Here is a 15821-nt window from a genome sequence, read left to right as displayed (position 1 = left end):
GTGAAGTTATTTCAGCCCTTCGTCAGAAATTTCAGGGGCGGGCGGCAGCGGCAGCGAGAGACGAAATGCCGCGCCACCTTCGGGCCGGTTTTCGGCCCAGATCTGGCCGCCATGGCTCTCGATAATGGTTTTACAGATCGCCAGACCCAGCCCGACGCCCGGCACCGCCGACTCTTTATTGCCGCGCCAGAACTTATCGAATATCCGGGTTAAATCCTCTTCGGCAATGCCGGGTCCGCCGTCCCAGACCGCAATTTCCAGTCGTGATGCTGCACGCCAGGCGCGGATGCCGCGTGGCGCGCTATTACCGGCATACTTCAGGCTGTTCTCTATCAGGTTAGTGAAAACCCGCTCCAGCAGCGTGCTGTCCCCTTTGATCAGCACGATGTCATCCGGCAGGTCGAGCTGGACCTCATGCCCCTTGAGCGAGGGTGCCATGCTGCTCAGCGCCCCACCAATCACCTCTTCCAGCGCCAGCCACTCTTCCCGCAGATTGAGGCCGCCCGACTGAATGCGCGCCATATCCAGCATGTTGCTCACCAGCCGGATGGTGCTGAGCGTCTGCTCGCGAATCTGGCTGGCCTGCGGCACATATTTTGAGTTGTCACTGGCCAGGTCAAGCATCAGCATTTCTGCCTGACCAAACAATACGGTCAGCGGGGTGCGCAGGTCGTGTGACAGCGCCGACAGCAACGCATTGCGCAGCTGTTCACGCTCAGCTGAGAGACGGGACGCTGCCTCGCTGTGAGACAGCGCCATCCGCTCCAGGGCATTGGCGATCAGCACCGTAAAGGTTTCCACCAGCCGCTGCTGCTCAGGAATCATCAGCTGACGCAGGTTCTGCGGCTCCACCACCAGCAATCCCCGGCACTGCGCGCCGCTTTTCAGCGGCAGGATCTGATAAGGCACTGCCGGTAAGGTATCGGTGCCCGCGCCTGCAGGCTGGCCTTTGCTGTAACTCCATTTAGCAATCGCGCGATCCGGCTCGCTGGCCGGTAACGCATCGCCCACCGCTTTCAGCTCGCCCTGCTCATCGGGCAGCAGCAGCAGGCAGCGCGCCTGTAGCGTGGCGTCGAGCACACGCTGGCTGGTGGCGGCGATATCCTGCGGTGTCAACGCGCTGCCCAGCGATTTCGCCATCTCATAGAGCTGACGCGCCCGCTGCTCGCGGTAGCGCGCCACCCGCGCCTGATAGCGCACGCCTGCCGTAAGATTCCCGACAATCACGCCGACCGCCAGCATCACGCCAAAGGTCACCAGATATTGCAGGTCGGAGACCGCCACCGTGCCGGTGGGGGCCACAAAGAAGAGGTCGAAGGCGACGATATTTATCACCGTGGCGATCACCGACGGCCAGCGGCCATAGCGTAGTGCCACGATCACCACCGCCAGCAGGTAGATCATCACGCAGTTGGCGGGATCGAAATTGATCAGCACCGATTGCCCGGCTGCGGTCACCAGGATACAGAGCACCAGCGCCATCATCACGCCGCGCAGCTGAATGCGCCATTTTTCGCTGTTAACACGACCATCCGGCAGCGGATGCGGCGCATCTTTCAGCGGCTCATCCAGCGCCACGACCAGCAGATCGAGATCCGGGCCAAGCTGGCCCAGTCGTTCAGCAAAACTGTCACGCCGCCAGCGCCGAAGCGGGCGACGGCCGGTGACGATTTTGCCCAGATTGTGTTCGCGGGCATAACCCAGCACCGCTTCCGCTTCATCCGGTTCAGAAAGGGTGGCGGTTTCCGCGCCCAGCTCCTGTGCCAGCTGTAATGTGCGCAGGATGGCCCGTCGCCGTGCTTCCGGCAGCCGGTTGAGCCGGGGCGTTTCAACATAGACCGCGTGCCATTCGCTGCCCAGTCGCGCCGCCAGGCGGGCTGCGGTGCGCACCAGCTTTTCACTGCCGCTGTCGTCGCCAATACAGAGCAGAATAGCGTCGCGGGTGTGCCAGACGCGCTCCCGTCCCTGCTGATCGCGCCAGGCGCGCATCTGATCGTCTACCCGATCGGCGGTGCGGCGCAGCGCCAGCTCACGCAGGGCGAAGAGATTACCTTTACGGAAAAAGTTTTCGATGGCGCGCTCAGCACGATCGCCAATATAAACTTTGCCCTCTTTCAATCGCTGGCGCAGATCGTCGGGCGGCAGATCGACCAGCACCACTTCGTCGGCACTGTCAAAAAAGGGATCGGGTACGGTTTCGCGCACCTGAATGCCGGTGACGCCGCCGACCACATCGTTGAGGCTCTCAAGATGCTGCACGTTGACGGTGGTCAGGACGTCGATGCCCGCTTCCAGCAGCTCCTCAATATCCTGCCAGCGCTTGGGATGGCGCGAGCCCTTAACGTTGGTGTGCGCCAGCTCATCCATCAGGATGACGGCAGGATGGCGGGCCAGCGCGGCATCGAGATCAAACTCTGCATGACGCGAGCGGCCGGTCGCGCGACGCGGCAGCAGGGTTAATCCTGTCAGCAGCTGTGCGGTTTCCGGCCGTTCGTGGGTCTCTACCACGCCAATCAGCACATCCAGACCCTGCGCACGCAGCCGCTGTGCCTCCTGCAGCATGGCGTAGGTTTTGCCCACGCCAGCACAGGCACCAAAGTAAATTTTCAGCTGCCCGCGATGCGTTTCGCGGTTAGCCTGCAGCAGCGCGTCGGGATCGGGACGCTGGGGTTCGTGGTTCATCGCTTCCTTAACACCATTACAGTTCGTTGAGCGCCATATTCAGCTGCAACACGTTGATTGTCGGTGTGCCGAGGAATGGCATCAGTGGACGATGCGTCATCTTTTCAATCAGCGCCTCGACCTGCGCCACCGGCACCTTGCGGCTGGCGGCGACACGCGGCGCCTGCCAGCGCGCGGCCTCCGGCGAAATATCCGGGTCCAGCCCGCTGGCTGAGGCTGTGACCAGCTCGACCGGCACGGCAGCCGATGCCTGCGGGTTCGCGGCCCGCAGCGCAGCGACGCGATCGGCTACCGCTTTATCCAGCGCCGGATTGCTGGCGGCCAGGTTGCTGCCGCCTGAGGAGAGCGGGTTATAGGGTTTATCGCCTGTGGCTGAAGGGCGGCCCCAGAAATAGTTGGGCTGGGTAAAATTCTGGCCAATCAGTGCTGACCCGCGCGCCACGCCATCTTCCTCCAGTAGCGAGCCGCTGGACTGGGACGGAAACAGCCATTGCGCCAGACCAGTAGTAAGCAAAGGATAAACCACGCCGGTGACAAGCGTAAGCAGCAACAACAGTAAAATTGCCGGACGTAACTGACTCATTTTTCTCTCCTCAGGCCATGCCTGAAAACACTAACAGCAGATCGATCGCTTTGATGCCGACAAACGGCACCAGCAGGCCACCCAGACCATAAATCAGCAGGTTGCGGCGCAGCAGCGCAGCGGCGCTCAGTGGGCGGTAGCTGACGCCTTTCAGGGCCAGCGGGATCAGGAAGACAATCACCAGGGCGTTAAAGATCACCGCCGACAGGATTGCGCTGGCGGGCGAGTGCAGCTGCATCACGTTAAGCATGTTGAGCTGCGGATAGGTCGCCGCAAACGCCGCCGGGATAATGGCGAAATATTTCGCCACGTCGTTGGCGATACTGAAGGTGGTCAGCGAACCGCGCGTCATCAGCATCTGTTTACCGATGTGCACCACTTCCAGTAGCTTGGTCGGGTTAGAGTCGAGGTCGACCATGTTGCCCGCCTCTTTCGCCGCCTGGGTCCCGGAGTTCATCGCCACCGCCACATCCGCCTGCGCCAGTGCTGGTGCATCGTTGGTGCCGTCGCCGGTCATCGCCACTAAACGGCCTTCGGCCTGATACTGGCGGATCAGCGCCAGTTTGGCTTCTGGTGTGGCCTCTGACAGGAAGTCATCCACGCCCGCTTCTGCGGCAATCGCCGCGGCGGTCAGCGGGTTATCACCGGTGATCATCACCGTTTTGATACCCATTTTGCGCAGTTCGGCAAAGCGCTCTTTGATGCCGCCTTTCACGATATCTTTCAGCGCCACCACACCCAGCACATTTGCGCCTTCTGACACCACCAGCGGCGTGCCGCCACTGCGAGCCACCTCTTCCACCTGCGCATTCACTTCCGCAGGGAAACGGCCATGGTTCGCTTCGATATGGCGACGTACCGCATCGACCGCACCTTTGCGGATCAGCCGGTCCTGCACGTTCACGCCACTCATGCGGGTCTGGGCTGAGAACGGAATAAAGCTGGCGCCCATGCTGCTGAGATCGCGTTCACGCAGGTTAAATCGCTGTTTCGCCAGTACCACGATGCTGCGGCCTTCCGGCGTCTCATCGGCCAGCGAGGCGAGCTGCGCGGCGTCCGCTAGCTGCTCTTCGCTGACGCCTGGCGCGGGCAGGAACTGGGTCGCCTGACGGTTACCCAGCGTGATGGTGCCGGTTTTGTCCAGCATCAGCACATCCACATCCCCTGCGGCTTCCACCGCACGACCGCTGGTCGCGATGACGTTGGCACCCAGCATCCGGCTCATCCCCGCCACGCCAATCGCCGACAGCAGGCCGCCGATAGTGGTCGGGATCAGACAGACCAGCAGTGCCACCAGTACCGTGACGCTGACCGGTGTGCCGCCCCATGCCGAGAACGGCCAGAGCGTCACGGTCGCCAGCAGGAACACGATGGTCAGTGATACCAGCAGGATGGTCAGGGCGATCTCATTTGGCGTTTTGCGGCGTTTTGCGCCTTCCACCATGGCGATCATCCGGTCAAGGAAGGTTTCGCCCGGGTTGGCGCTACAGGTGATCACCAGCCAGTCAGAGAGAATACGGGTACCGCCCGTCACGGAAGCAAAGTCACCCCCTGACTCACGAATAACCGGTGCAGATTCACCGGTAATGGCGCTCTCATCCACTGAGGCACCGCCCTCCATCACTTCACCGTCACAGGGAATGATATCGCCCGCTTCTACCAGCACCGCATCGCCTTTGCGCAGCGCATCGGCACTGACCTGCTGCCACTCGGCACCATAGCGCGCCGCTGAGAGTTTTTTGGCAAAGCTGGTCTTTTTGACGCCTTTCAGGCTGCTTGCCTGGGCCTTGCTGCGCCCTTCTGCCAGCGCCTCTGCCAGGTTGGCGAACAGCACGGTGAACCAGAGCCAGACCGCAATCGCCCCGGTAAAGCTGGCGCTGCCGCTGATGCGCCCGGTCAGCATGCCCACCGCCAGCAGCGAGGTGAGGATGCTGCCGAGGTAGACCACAAACATCACCGGGTTACGGAACTGTACCCGGGGATCGAGCTTTTTCACCGCATCCCAGGCCGAGGTACGCAGCAGGGCTGCGTCAAATAACGCCTGTTGTTGACGACTCATGAGGATTGTCCCTGAACAAGTTGCAGATGCTCAGCCACCGGGCCCAGCGCCAGAGCAGGAATAAAGGTCAGTGCACCCACCAGCAGCACGGTGCCAATCAGCAGTGCAATAAACAGCGGACCGTGAGTTGGCAGTGTGCCGTTACCTACCGGCTGCACTTTTTTCACTGCCATCGCACCGGCAATCGCCATCACCGGGATGATGATGCCGAAGCGGCCCAGCAGCATGCAGACAGCCAGTAACAGGTTCCAGAACGGCGTGTTGGCACTCAGTCCGGCAAAGGCACTGCCATTGTTGTTAGCCGCCGAGGAGACCGCGTAGAGCACTTCGCTGAAGCCGTGAATGCCCGGGTTCGCCATTGCGCTGCGTCCGGAGTCGGTCATCATCGCCAGGGCGGTGCCGATCAGCACCAGCGCCGGGGTGACCAGAATCGCCAGCGCGGTCATTTTCATCTCCCACACATCGACTTTTTTGCCCAGGAATTCCGGGGTACGGCCAATCATCAGTCCGGCGATAAACACCGCCAGCAGCACAAACAGCAGCATGCCGTAGAGACCGGCACCAACGCCGCCAAACACCACTTCACCCAGTTGCATCAGCCACATCGGCACCATGCCACCCAGCGCGGTAAAGGAGTCGTGCATGGCATTGACCGCACCGCATGAGGCAGAAGTGGTAATGACCGCGAACAGGCTGCTGTTAAGGATGCCAAAGCGCGTCTCTTTGCCTTCCATGTTGATGGCGCTGTCGGCCCCAAGCTGAAGGAAATGCGGGTTGCCCTGCAGTTCGGCCCACATCACGACGGCGACCGCCGCCACAAACATCAGCGTCATCGCCCACAGCAGCATGTGGCCCTGACGACGGTCACGCACACTTTCGCCAAACGCGAAGCAGAGCGCTGCCGGGATCAGGAAGATGCTCAGCATCTGCACCAGATTCGTCAGTACCGTCGGGTTCTCAAAGGGATGTGAGGAGTTGGCGTTAAAGAAGCCGCCGCCGTTGGTGCCCAGCATTTTGATCGCTTCCTGCGACGCCACCGGTCCCATCGACAGCGTCTGCTGCACGCCTTCCAGCGTGGAGAAGCTGTGATAAGGCGAGAAGTTCTGGATGCTGCCCTGACTGACAAAAAACAGCGCCATCAGCAGGCTGATCGGCAGTAAGACGTAGAGCGTGATGCGGGTCAGATCGCGCCAGGCGTTACCCAGGGTCGCAGAGCTGCGATTGGCGAAGCCACGGATCAGCGCAAAGGCCACGGCGATACCGGTCGCGGCAGAGAGGAAGTTCTGCACCGTCAGGCCCACCATCTGACTGAAATAGCTCAGGGTGCTTTCGCCACTGTAGGATTGCCAGTTGGTGTTGGTCACGAAGCTCACGGCGGTGTTCAGCGCCAGATGCCAGCTCAGGCCAGGCAACTGCTGAGGATTCAGCGGCAGTGAGCCCTGCAACAGCAAAATGCCCAGCAGCACCACGAAACCCAGCGCGTTGAACAACAGAATTGCCAGCAGGTAGTGAGGCCAGCGCATGTCCGATGCCTGCGCGCCCAGCAGTCGCCACAGTGGCGCTTCCAGGCGGGCAAACACCGGCTTATCAGCTACTAACGAAGCCAGGCCCCGTCCGAGCGGCTGCGCCAGTACCATCAGCAGCACCAGATAAAATGCGATGAGTAGAAAAGCATTGGCCGCCATCAGAAGGCCTCCGCGTTTAACAGGGCATAGATCAGATAGCCCAGTAACAACACCACCAGCACAATGCCAGTTATTACGCCCACGCTCACAGGAACCTCCAGAGGATTGGATTTATGGCTCAGCTTGCGCGAGGGCGTATAAAGACGGGGTTAAAATGCAGCGGGCGGGCGTAAAAATAGTGTAAAAATGGCGAAAAATCAGGCGACTTCCAGCGCCCAGATACGATTAAGATCGACGTTACCCCACAGCTTGCTGTCTTCTGCACCGACAATGCTGTCGGTGCAGAAGCTGTCGCCGAGGTCGAGCTCTTCCGGTTTCACTTCACGCTGAGCGTGCAGCGACCAGAAAACGTGCACACAGGGACGCATCAGCGATTTCTCACCCGCTTTCACCACTAACGCCACCCGGCCAGAGGCCAGACGCACCAGCGATCCCACCGGATAGATACCAATGGTTCTTACGAAGGTGTGCAGTAATGCAGGGTCGAAATGCCCGCGCCAGCTCAGCATCTGATGCATCGCCTCTGCTGGCGTCCAGCCGTTGCGATAGGAGCGGGTCGAGGTGACGGCATCATAGACATCACACACCGCCGCCATTCGGGCGTAAAACGAAATCGCCTCGCCTTTCAGGCGGTGCGGATAGCCGCTGCCATCATATTTTTCATGATGATGAAGAGCGATATCGAGCAGATCGTCGTCAGCGTTGGCCTCTATCAGCATCTGCGTGCCGACCACCGGATGCTCACGCATCACCCTGAACTCCTCTTCAGTCAGCTTGCCCGCTTTGTTCAGGATCGCCAGTGGCACAGCCGCTTTGCCGACATCATGCAGTAAACCGCCCATGCCCACCCGGCGCAGCTGCTGCTCATCCAGCCCGAGTTTTTTACCCAGCGCAATCATCAGCCCGCAGACCGCCATAGAGTGCAGATAGGTGTAGTCATCATGATTTTTCAGCCGCGCCACGCTCAGCATGGCGGAGGGTTCACGCGTGATCGATCCGGCGATTTCATCCACCAGGTCCATCATATAATCGAGCTTCAGGCCGTTACCCAGCCGCGCTTCGTTGAACATCGCCCGCACTTTCGGTTTGCCCTGCTGAAAGATCTGCTGCGCCTGATCCATTTCCTGAAAAAACGGAGTGCGGCCAATGGTTCTTTTTGCGACCGTGGTGGCGATCGGCGTCTGAACCGATCGATCGAGGTCGATCCAGAGCTGGCGGATCCCTTCGCTGCGTAGCGTGGCAATTTGTCGTGGATCGGTGATCAGCATCTGATTATGAATGCGCTGCTCTTTTATCCACCAGACTTCCAGCTTGTGGATAAACATCCCCGGGCGCAACTCATCAATGGTAATCAGCTTAATCACGCTATCACTCCTTAACATTAACGGTTGGGATAAGGTGATATCGGCAGCCGGGCTGATTTTCTTCAGGCTGTTTTGTGCGAAGTCTGGGGTCGGGAGAGCGGTCAGAGGAGAGGCATCCTGCCTCACGTCCGTTTCGCAGGGTTACGTCATTGGTGTGGTTACACCACGCGTGTCAGCACGGGCTCACCACGGGAAAATGCCAGCATGTTCTCAAAGACCAGGTCAGCCATCGCCGCCATGGTTTCGCGGGTGCTGCTGGCGATATGTGGCGTAATGACCACATTGTCACGCTGGCGCAGTGCGTCAGGCACCTGCGGTTCCTGTTCAAACACATCCAGCCCCGCTCCGGCGATCCGTCCGGTTTCCAGCGCCGCCACCAGCGCCTGCTGATCCACTACGCTGCCGCGTGCAATGTTAATCAGATACCCCTCTGGTCCCAGCGCCTCTAGCACATCTGCGTTGATAATATGGCGCGTTGCGGCACCGCCAGGCAGCGTCAGCACCAGGAAATCGGCCCGCTGCGCCAGGTCCACCAGGCTCTCGTGCCGGGTATAGGGCACATCGGGGCGTGAACGCGGATTATAGTAATGAATCTGCATATCAAACGCCTGCGCACGCCTTGCCACCGCCTGGCCGATATTGCCCAGCCCGACAATGCCACACACCTTACCGCCAATTTTGCTGCTCAGCGGAAAGCGGCCCTGCGCCCAGTGCCCGGCGCGCGTGAAACGATCGGCCTCACTGATGCGGCGCGCCACATCCAGCAGCAGCGCCATCCCCAGATCGGCGACGCAATCATTCAGCACCTCTGGCGTGTTGGTCACCACAATGCCGCGAGACCGGGCAGCTTCCGTATCAATGCTGTCATATCCGACACCGTTACTGCAGATCGCTTTCAGGTTGGGCAGCGCAGCGATTAGCGCAGCCGGTGCGCCCATCACCGCATTGCCGCTGGTCACCAGTATGTCGATCTCTGTTCCCTGCTCAGCCAGAAAGGCCGCCTCATCCTCCGCCTCCCACAGCCGGAAGGCGGTGAACGACTGTTCGATATTCTCAATCAGCTGCGGTGGCAGAAATTTCCCTTTGATCAGCACTTTACATTGCTTTAATGCCATCTTCTTTCTCCTGATTGTTAAATGATGCCGTGCGTCCGGTCTCTTCGCCGACACGTTCAATCGGCCCCATCACCAGCAGGAACAGCAGCGCCGCGACCACGCAGTGTGCCGCCACAAACGCCAGTCCAATGCTGTAGCTACCGGTCAGCCCAACGATGATGCCGAACAGCAGCGGCGTGGTGAAACCGGCAATATTGCCGATGCCGTTAAAAATGGACCCCGCCAGACCCACCGCCTCTTTGGGTGCGGTATCACTGATCACCGTCCAGGTGCCTGCGCCAGCCGCGATGCCTTTACCAAAGAAGGCGAAGGACATAATGGCGATGATGCCGCCGTTACCGGGAATAATCGCCGCCAGCACCAGGCTGGACGCCATCAGCATGCCGACGATATAGGGCGTTTTACGCGCCCAGGAGACGCTCCAGCCTCGGGCGATTAACTTGTCTGACAGGTAACCGCCACTGATGCCGCCCAGAAAACCGAACAGCGCTGGCGCAATAGTGGCGAATCCCGCTTCCATGATGTTCATGCCGCGCGCCTGCACCAGATAGATTGGAAACCAGGTAATAAAGAAGTAGCTGAGCGCAATGATGCAGTACTGACCGAGATAGGCGCACCAGAGCATGCGATTGGTGAGCAGCTTTCTGAACATCGCTTTGCTGACCGGTGGTCGCGCTTTCAGCGTCTGCGCCGCATCGATATCCACCAGCGCGCCACCGTCGACAATGTGGCGCAATTCACTTTCCGATACGCCGGGGTGGTTGCGTGGCTCGCGCATCCAGGCCGCCCAGACCAGGACCGCCACCAGACCGATGCCGCCCAGCACAAAGAATGGCCATTCCCAGCCAAAGCGCGAGACCAGCCAGCCTGAAAGCGGCGAGAAGATAGCGACAGCAAAATATTGCGCCGAGCTGAACAGCGATGATGCGCGTCCCCGCTCTGCGCCCGGAAACCACATAATGACCACGCGCGCATTAGCGGGAAAGCTGGGTGCCTCTATGAGTCCCAGCATAAAGCGCAGTCCAAACATCAGCATCAGCGCGCCGGTCATGCCGCTGGAGAACTCGCCCACAAATCCCATCGCCAGCGTTGAAACTGACCAGAGCGCCAGTGTAACGCCATACACTTTTTTGGCCCCGAAGCGGTCAAGCAACAGTCCGCCAGGAATCTGACCGATGACATAGGCCCAGCTGAAAGCAGAGAGGATCAATCCCAGCTGGATCGCTGACAGACCGAACTCCTCTTTGATTGCCGACCCGGAGATCGAGAGGATCGAGCGGTCGGCGTAAGCCACAACCGACAGAAACAGGATCAGGCAGAGGATCCCGATGCGGACATGGGTCGTCCGTTGAGGCGTTTGTTCTTTAGGCATGAGCTGAATTCCTTAAAAAGCGGCAGGTTGCGCCACGAGGTTTTTTTCAGGAATAACGCTGAGAATTCCCGCTTCTGGAAATATAGATAGGAGGCTAACGATGGGTCACTGTGCAGATGTCAGGATCGTCTGGCCCGATTAAACGGTTTTCTGACAATCCTCACAACTGCCCGTGCGGCACTGCACAAAAGCGCGAAAAGCTGCGGCTCACTACTGAAGAGTGTGCACCAGGTCGGGGATTTCCCCCGCGCTGACCGCTATGACAAGGCGATTTTACGGCAAAATGTGGCGGCGCTAGCAAGAGTGAAAAGGACCGGTTGTCAAACCTGATGGCAGTTTCTAATCTGCAAATGATCCTGCCTTTCCATTTTTATAATAAATGAAAATTTCATTCCATCCGGTATCCTCGGGAGCTTCTAATGAAAAAACATGCATGGGCAATACTCTGTCTGCTCTCTCTTTCAACACCGGCGCTGGCTGAGAAGATAGGTGTCTCGATGGCCTATTTCGACCAGAACTTTCTGACCATCATCCGCCAGTCGATTGAGAAAGAGGCTAAAGTGCGCCAGCTGGAGGCGCAGTTCGAAGATGCACGTGGCGACGTGGGGCGTCAGACCGACCAGGTGCAGAGCTTTATCAGCGCCGGGGTGGATGCGATTATCGTCGACCCGGTGGACTCGGCCAGTACGCCAGCCCTGACAAAACTGGCGCAGCAGGCTCATATTCCACTGGTCTATGTTAACCGCTCACCGGGCGATAAAACCCTGCCGCCAGGCGTGGTGTTTGTTGGCTCTGACGAGCGCGAGTCAGGCACGTTGCAGATGGAAGCGCTGGCAAAGCAGGCCGGTTACCGTGGCAACGTCGCCATCATGATCGGCAACCTCAGCGATGCGGGCGCGCTTCAGCGCACCAAAGATGTGGAGCAGGTGGTGGCGAAGTATCCCAATATGAAAGTGGTGCTGAAGCAGACCGCTAACTATGCGCGCAATGAGGGGATGGATTTAATGCTCAACTGGCTGTCGAACGGTGAGGATATCGATATTGTCGCCGCGAACAACGACGAAATGGCAATTGGCGCCACGATGGCCATTGCTCAGGCGAAGCCGAAGAAAACCATTCTGGTGGGCGGGATTGATGCCACGCCGGATGGCCTGAAAGCGCTGGCCAGCGGTAAACTGGCCGTAACCGTGTTCCAGGATGCCGTGGGTCAGGGCAAAAAATCAGTTGAAGTGGCGCAGCAGATGATCAAAGGCCAGAAGGTAGATTCTCACCAGTGGATCCCGTTTGAGCTGGTAACGAAGCAGAATATGCAGCACTACAGCAATAAAAATCCGTAATGCAACACGGAGCGGCCGTGATGCCGCTCCGGTTATCACTTCTCGTGCAGCAGCTTCGCCATCATCACCACGTCGCGGAACTGACCGTCGCGGAGTGCCGCCTGGCGCATCACCCCTTCCCGCTCAAAGCCCAGCCGCTCATAGAGCCGCAGCGCCCGTTCGTTGTCGTGAAACACCTCCAGCTCCATACGGGTAATGCCCAGCCAGTTGCGGGAGTAGTCCATTGCGGTGCGAATCAGCCGCTCACCGACCCCGCGACCGCCGAAATCGGGATGCACGCCCAGTCCAAAACTGATGCAGTGGCGGGTTCGCGGCTTGTTATCGACAAACAGCGTCAGCTCACCCACCAGCTCGCCATCAATTTCTGCCACAAAGGCGATAAACCCCTCGGCGTCCATTCGGGCAATTTTTTTCTCCCAGGTCGCAACGCTGGGAAACGGCAGTTGCAGTGTCCAGGGATAGACATCGGGATGACTGTAGAGGCGCTGATAGGCGGCAGCATCCTGCGGTTCCCGTGCCCGAATAATGATTTCCATATTTTCTCCTTTTAGCCGAACGGGGTTCATGCACTAAGCTGTAGCTCTTTACCGGACGGAAAGAGTATCGCTATGTTGTATCGTCGTTTTGAGCGTTTTATCAATATATTTCATGATGCACCCACCGATTCACCGCCCTCAACGGTCTGGTCGTTTTACCTCTACTACCTGCGCCAGGTCTGGCCCAGTTTCGCAGCACTGCTGATGGTGGGGCTGGCGTCAGCGCTGATCGAAGTGTCGCTGTTCAGCTATCTGAGCCGCATTATCGATATGGTGAACCACTCCACACCCGCCAGCCTGTTTCAGGATAACTGGCCAATACTCCTGTGGATGGGAGCAGTGGCGCTGATTCTGCGGCCGATTTTTATCGCCCTGCACGACATGCTGGTTCACCAGAGCATCAGCCCGGGCATGACCAACCTGATCCGCTGGCAGAATCACAACTATGTGCTGCGCCAGAGCCTTAACTTCTTCCAGAACGATTTTGCAGGTCGTATCGCCCAGCGCATCATGCTGACCGGCAGTTCACTGCGTGATTCCGCGGTGCAGCTGGTGGACGCTATCTGGCACGTGCTGATCTACGCCGTGACGTCGCTGGTGTTGTTTGCGGATGCCGACTGGCGACTGATGATCCCACTGATTATATGGATGGTCGCTTACAGCGCCTCGCTGCGTTTCTTTGTGCCCCGCGTCAAAGCCCGTTCGGTGGTCTCTTCAGAGTCGCGTTCGAAGCTGATGGGCACCATTGTTGATGGCTATACCAATATTGCCACCATCAAGCTGTTCGCCCACAGCGATCTGGAGCGTAAGTATGCGCGTGAGGCGATGCAGGAGCAGACGGAAAAAACTCAGCACGCTGGCCGCATGGTCACCAGCATGGATCTGACGCTGTCAGCACTGAACGGCCTGCTGATTGTCTCTACATCCGCGCTGGCGCTGTGGTTGTGGAGCCAGTCGCTGATCAGCGTCGGCGCCATTGCGCTGTCGACCGGTCTGGTCATCCGCCTGGTCAATATGTCTGGCTGGATCATGTGGGTCGTCAATGGCATCTTCGAAAATATCGGTACGGTTCAGGATGGCCTGAAAACCATTGCGCAGCCGCTGAGCGTGCAGGATGCGCCGCAGGCTAAACAGCTTAAGGTGACGCGCGGCAACATCCGATTCGAGGATGTGCGCTTTGACTATGGCGGTGGCCGTCAGGTGATTAACGGCTTTAATCTCGACATTAAACCGGGCGAGAAGATTGGTCTGATTGGTCCTTCGGGGGCCGGTAAATCGACGTTAGTGAACCTGCTGCTGCGTCTTTATGACCTTAACGGTGGGCGGATTGTGATCGACGATCAGGATATCGCCGCAGTGACGCAGGAGAGCCTCCGCAGCCAGATTGGCATGATTACGCAGGACACCTCGCTGCTGCACCGTTCGATTCGGGAAAACCTGCTCTATGGTCGCCCTGACGCCAGCGAGGAGGAATTACAGCTTGCGATTCACCGCGCCCGCGCCGATGAGTTTATTCCGCTGCTTTCCGATTCACTGGGCCGCACCGGGCTGGATGCACACGTGGGGGAGCGTGGCGTGAAACTGTCGGGTGGTCAGCGTCAGCGTGTGGCGATTGCCCGCGTGCTACTGAAAGATGCGCCGGTGCTGATCATGGATGAGGCCACCTCGGCGCTGGACTCCGAAGTGGAAGCGGCGATTCAGGAGAGCCTGGAGTCACTGATGCAGGGCAAAACCGTTATTGCGATTGCACACCGCCTGTCGACCATCGCGAAGATGGATCGACTGGTGGTGCTGGATAAAGGCGGTATTGCTGAGATGGGCAGCCATCACGAGCTGCTGGCGCAGAACGGTCTGTATGCCCGTCTGTGGCAGCATCAGACCGGTGGCTTTGTCGGCATCGATTAATCGCCGCGTCGATAGGGTAAGGCGTCGCGTGCTTCTTCCGCCCAGCCGCGCACGCCTTCCCGCTCCTGCACCAGAAAATCGGCCACGGCATCGCGCAGGCCGGGATGCAGCAGATAGTGCCAGGAGTGGGTAATCTGCGGCTCAAAGCCGCGCACCAGCTTGTGCTCGCCCTGCGCACCCGCATCAAATCGCGTCAGCCCTTCATCCATGGCTAAATCCATTCCCTGATAGAAACAGGTTTCGAAGTGCAGCCGATCAAACTCCGCCAGGCAGCCCCAGTAGCGGCCATAGAGCGAGTGGCTATCCCGCAGATAAAAAGCCATTGCCGCCGGTTGCTGCTGTAAGCGGGCGATCACCACCACAATATTCTGCGGCATTCGTTCCGCCAGCAGACTGAAGAAGTCGCGCGTCAGATAGGGCCGCTGACCGCGCACCGCATAAGTGTTGGCGTAACAGGTATAGACAAAATCCCACTGATCTTCGCGCAGCTCATCACCGCGATAGCGGTCAAACACAAAACCACTCTGCGCCACCTGTTCACGCTCTTTACGCAGCTGTTTGCGCTTGCGCGACATCAGCGTGTCCAGGAAATCCTGAAAATCGCGGTAGCCGCGATTATGCCAGTGATACTGACAACCGAGCCGTAAGAGCCAGTCGGGCTGATCGGCCAGCAGCGCGTTAGCCTGCGCATCGGTAAAATTGATGTGCGCACCGCTTAAGCCCTGCTGCAACAGGCTTTCCGGCAGGGCTGAAACCAGCTGAGACGCGGCAGAGGCTTTTCCCAGCAGGCGTGCACCGGTGACCGGGCTGAAGGGTATCGCGCCCAGCCATTTCGGGTAGTAGCGGATGCCGGCGCGCTGGCTGGCATCCGCCCAGGCGTGATCAAAGACATATTCGCCCTGTGAATGGCGTTTGCGGTAGCCCGGCAGCGCGGCGCGGGTCACGCCCTCTTCCCGCCACAGCAGATGGTCAGGCTGCCAGCCCGCCTCAAACCGTACGCTGCCACTCTCTTCCAGCGTCAGCAGAAAGGCGTGGCGCAAAAATGGCTGGTCATCAGGCAACAGCGCATCCCACTCGGCGGCCGGAATCTCCGCCAGTGACGTCAGGTGAATCAGCGACATGAAATACTCCAGTGAACGTCGGGCAGAGAATCAGTCAAACAGGTTTTCCGCGCCAGCGAAAG

At 59.1% G+C, this 15821-nt stretch carries 12 protein-coding genes; 2 read left to right on the top strand and 10 right to left on the bottom strand.

Annotated elements, in window-relative coordinates; all coding sequences use genetic code 11:
• Nucleotides 1-6 precede the first annotated feature (6 nt).
• The 8 genes from kdpD to NP77_RS18310 form a co-directional block, all read right to left on the bottom strand.
• Nucleotides 7-2682, bottom strand: coding sequence for a two-component system sensor histidine kinase KdpD (gene kdpD / locus NP77_RS18345; protein ID WP_039661150.1), 2676 nt, complete (start codon nucleotides 2680-2682; stop codon nucleotides 7-9).
• A gap of 16 nt (nucleotides 2683-2698) precedes the next feature.
• Nucleotides 2699-3265 carry a potassium-transporting ATPase subunit KdpC gene (gene kdpC, locus NP77_RS18340; RefSeq protein ID WP_039661149.1) on the bottom strand — a complete coding sequence of 189 codons (567 nt, stop codon included), beginning with the start codon at nucleotides 3263-3265 and terminating at the stop codon, nucleotides 2699-2701.
• 10 nt (nucleotides 3266-3275) lie between these two features.
• Nucleotides 3276-5324: a potassium-transporting ATPase subunit KdpB gene (gene kdpB, locus NP77_RS18335; RefSeq protein ID WP_039661147.1), complete on the bottom strand. Its 2049-nt coding sequence runs from the start codon at nucleotides 5322-5324 to the stop codon at nucleotides 3276-3278.
• Entirely contained in the window at nucleotides 5321-7009 is a 1689-nt protein-coding gene (gene kdpA, locus NP77_RS18330; RefSeq protein WP_039661146.1) for a potassium-transporting ATPase subunit KdpA, read from the bottom strand. Before kdpA ends, kdpB begins: the two co-directional genes overlap by 4 nt.
• Nucleotides 7009-7098, bottom strand: a complete 90-nt coding sequence (gene kdpF, locus NP77_RS18325) for a K(+)-transporting ATPase subunit F (protein ID WP_010253443.1) — start codon at nucleotides 7096-7098, stop codon at nucleotides 7009-7011. Before kdpF ends, kdpA begins: the two co-directional genes overlap by 1 nt.
• A gap of 108 nt (nucleotides 7099-7206) precedes the next feature.
• Entirely contained in the window at nucleotides 7207-8373 is a 1167-nt protein-coding gene (locus NP77_RS18320; protein ID WP_008926329.1) for an HD-GYP domain-containing protein, read from the bottom strand.
• Between the two features lie 158 nt (nucleotides 8374-8531).
• A complete protein-coding gene (locus tag NP77_RS18315) occupies nucleotides 8532-9488 on the bottom strand; it encodes a 2-hydroxyacid dehydrogenase (protein WP_039661144.1) in 957 nt (318 codons plus the stop codon).
• The gene (locus NP77_RS18310) at nucleotides 9469-10860 is read right to left on the bottom strand and encodes an MFS transporter (protein ID WP_039661142.1); all 1392 of its coding nucleotides are present in this window, start codon (nucleotides 10858-10860) and stop codon (nucleotides 9469-9471) included. Before NP77_RS18310 ends, NP77_RS18315 begins: the two co-directional genes overlap by 20 nt.
• Nucleotides 10861-11279: 419 nt before the next feature.
• Here NP77_RS18310 and NP77_RS18305 point away from each other — a divergent pair, with 419 nt between their 5' ends.
• The gene (locus NP77_RS18305) at nucleotides 11280-12197 is read left to right on the top strand and encodes a sugar ABC transporter substrate-binding protein (RefSeq protein ID WP_039661141.1); all 918 of its coding nucleotides are present in this window, start codon (nucleotides 11280-11282) and stop codon (nucleotides 12195-12197) included.
• Between the two features lie 35 nt (nucleotides 12198-12232).
• On the opposite strand, the gene NP77_RS18300 is transcribed toward NP77_RS18305, so the two are convergent.
• Nucleotides 12233-12733, bottom strand: coding sequence for a GNAT family N-acetyltransferase (locus NP77_RS18300; protein ID WP_039661139.1), 501 nt, complete (start codon nucleotides 12731-12733; stop codon nucleotides 12233-12235).
• 72 nt (nucleotides 12734-12805) lie between these two features.
• Here NP77_RS18300 and NP77_RS18295 point away from each other — a divergent pair, with 72 nt between their 5' ends.
• Entirely contained in the window at nucleotides 12806-14638 is a 1833-nt protein-coding gene (locus NP77_RS18295) for an ABC transporter ATP-binding protein (protein WP_039661137.1), read from the top strand.
• On the opposite strand, the gene NP77_RS18290 is transcribed toward NP77_RS18295, so the two are convergent.
• A complete protein-coding gene (locus NP77_RS18290; protein WP_039661136.1) occupies nucleotides 14635-15759 on the bottom strand; it encodes a GNAT family N-acetyltransferase in 1125 nt (374 codons plus the stop codon). The genes NP77_RS18295 and NP77_RS18290 overlap by 4 nt on opposite strands.
• Nucleotides 15760-15821 lie beyond the last annotated feature (62 nt).

It is taken from the genome of Pantoea sp. MBLJ3 (genome assembly GCF_000816655.1).
Classification (GTDB): domain Bacteria; phylum Pseudomonadota; class Gammaproteobacteria; order Enterobacterales; family Enterobacteriaceae; genus Pantoea; species Pantoea eucalypti.
Note: the sequence above shows the minus strand (reverse complement) of the source record. Positions and strands in the feature narration are given on the sequence as shown.

Coding starts and splice junctions, on each gene's coding strand:
- kdpC (WP_039661149.1), bottom strand. CDS start 3,265: ATGAGTCAGTTACGTCCGGCAATTTTACTGTTGTTGCTGCTTACGCTT.
- NP77_RS18295 (WP_039661137.1), top strand. CDS start 12,806: ATGTTGTATCGTCGTTTTGAGCGTTTTATCAATATATTTCATGATGCA.
- NP77_RS18315 (WP_039661144.1), bottom strand. CDS start 9,488: ATGGCATTAAAGCAATGTAAAGTGCTGATCAAAGGGAAATTTCTGCCA.
- NP77_RS18290 (WP_039661136.1), bottom strand. CDS start 15,759: ATGTCGCTGATTCACCTGACGTCACTGGCGGAGATTCCGGCCGCCGAG.
- kdpA (WP_039661146.1), bottom strand. CDS start 7,009: ATGGCGGCCAATGCTTTTCTACTCATCGCATTTTATCTGGTGCTGCTG.
- kdpD (WP_039661150.1), bottom strand. CDS start 2,682: ATGAACCACGAACCCCAGCGTCCCGATCCCGACGCGCTGCTGCAGGCT.
- NP77_RS18300 (WP_039661139.1), bottom strand. CDS start 12,733: ATGGAAATCATTATTCGGGCACGGGAACCGCAGGATGCTGCCGCCTAT.
- NP77_RS18310 (WP_039661142.1), bottom strand. CDS start 10,860: ATGCCTAAAGAACAAACGCCTCAACGGACGACCCATGTCCGCATCGGG.
- NP77_RS18305 (WP_039661141.1), top strand. CDS start 11,280: ATGAAAAAACATGCATGGGCAATACTCTGTCTGCTCTCTCTTTCAACA.
- kdpB (WP_039661147.1), bottom strand. CDS start 5,324: ATGAGTCGTCAACAACAGGCGTTATTTGACGCAGCCCTGCTGCGTACC.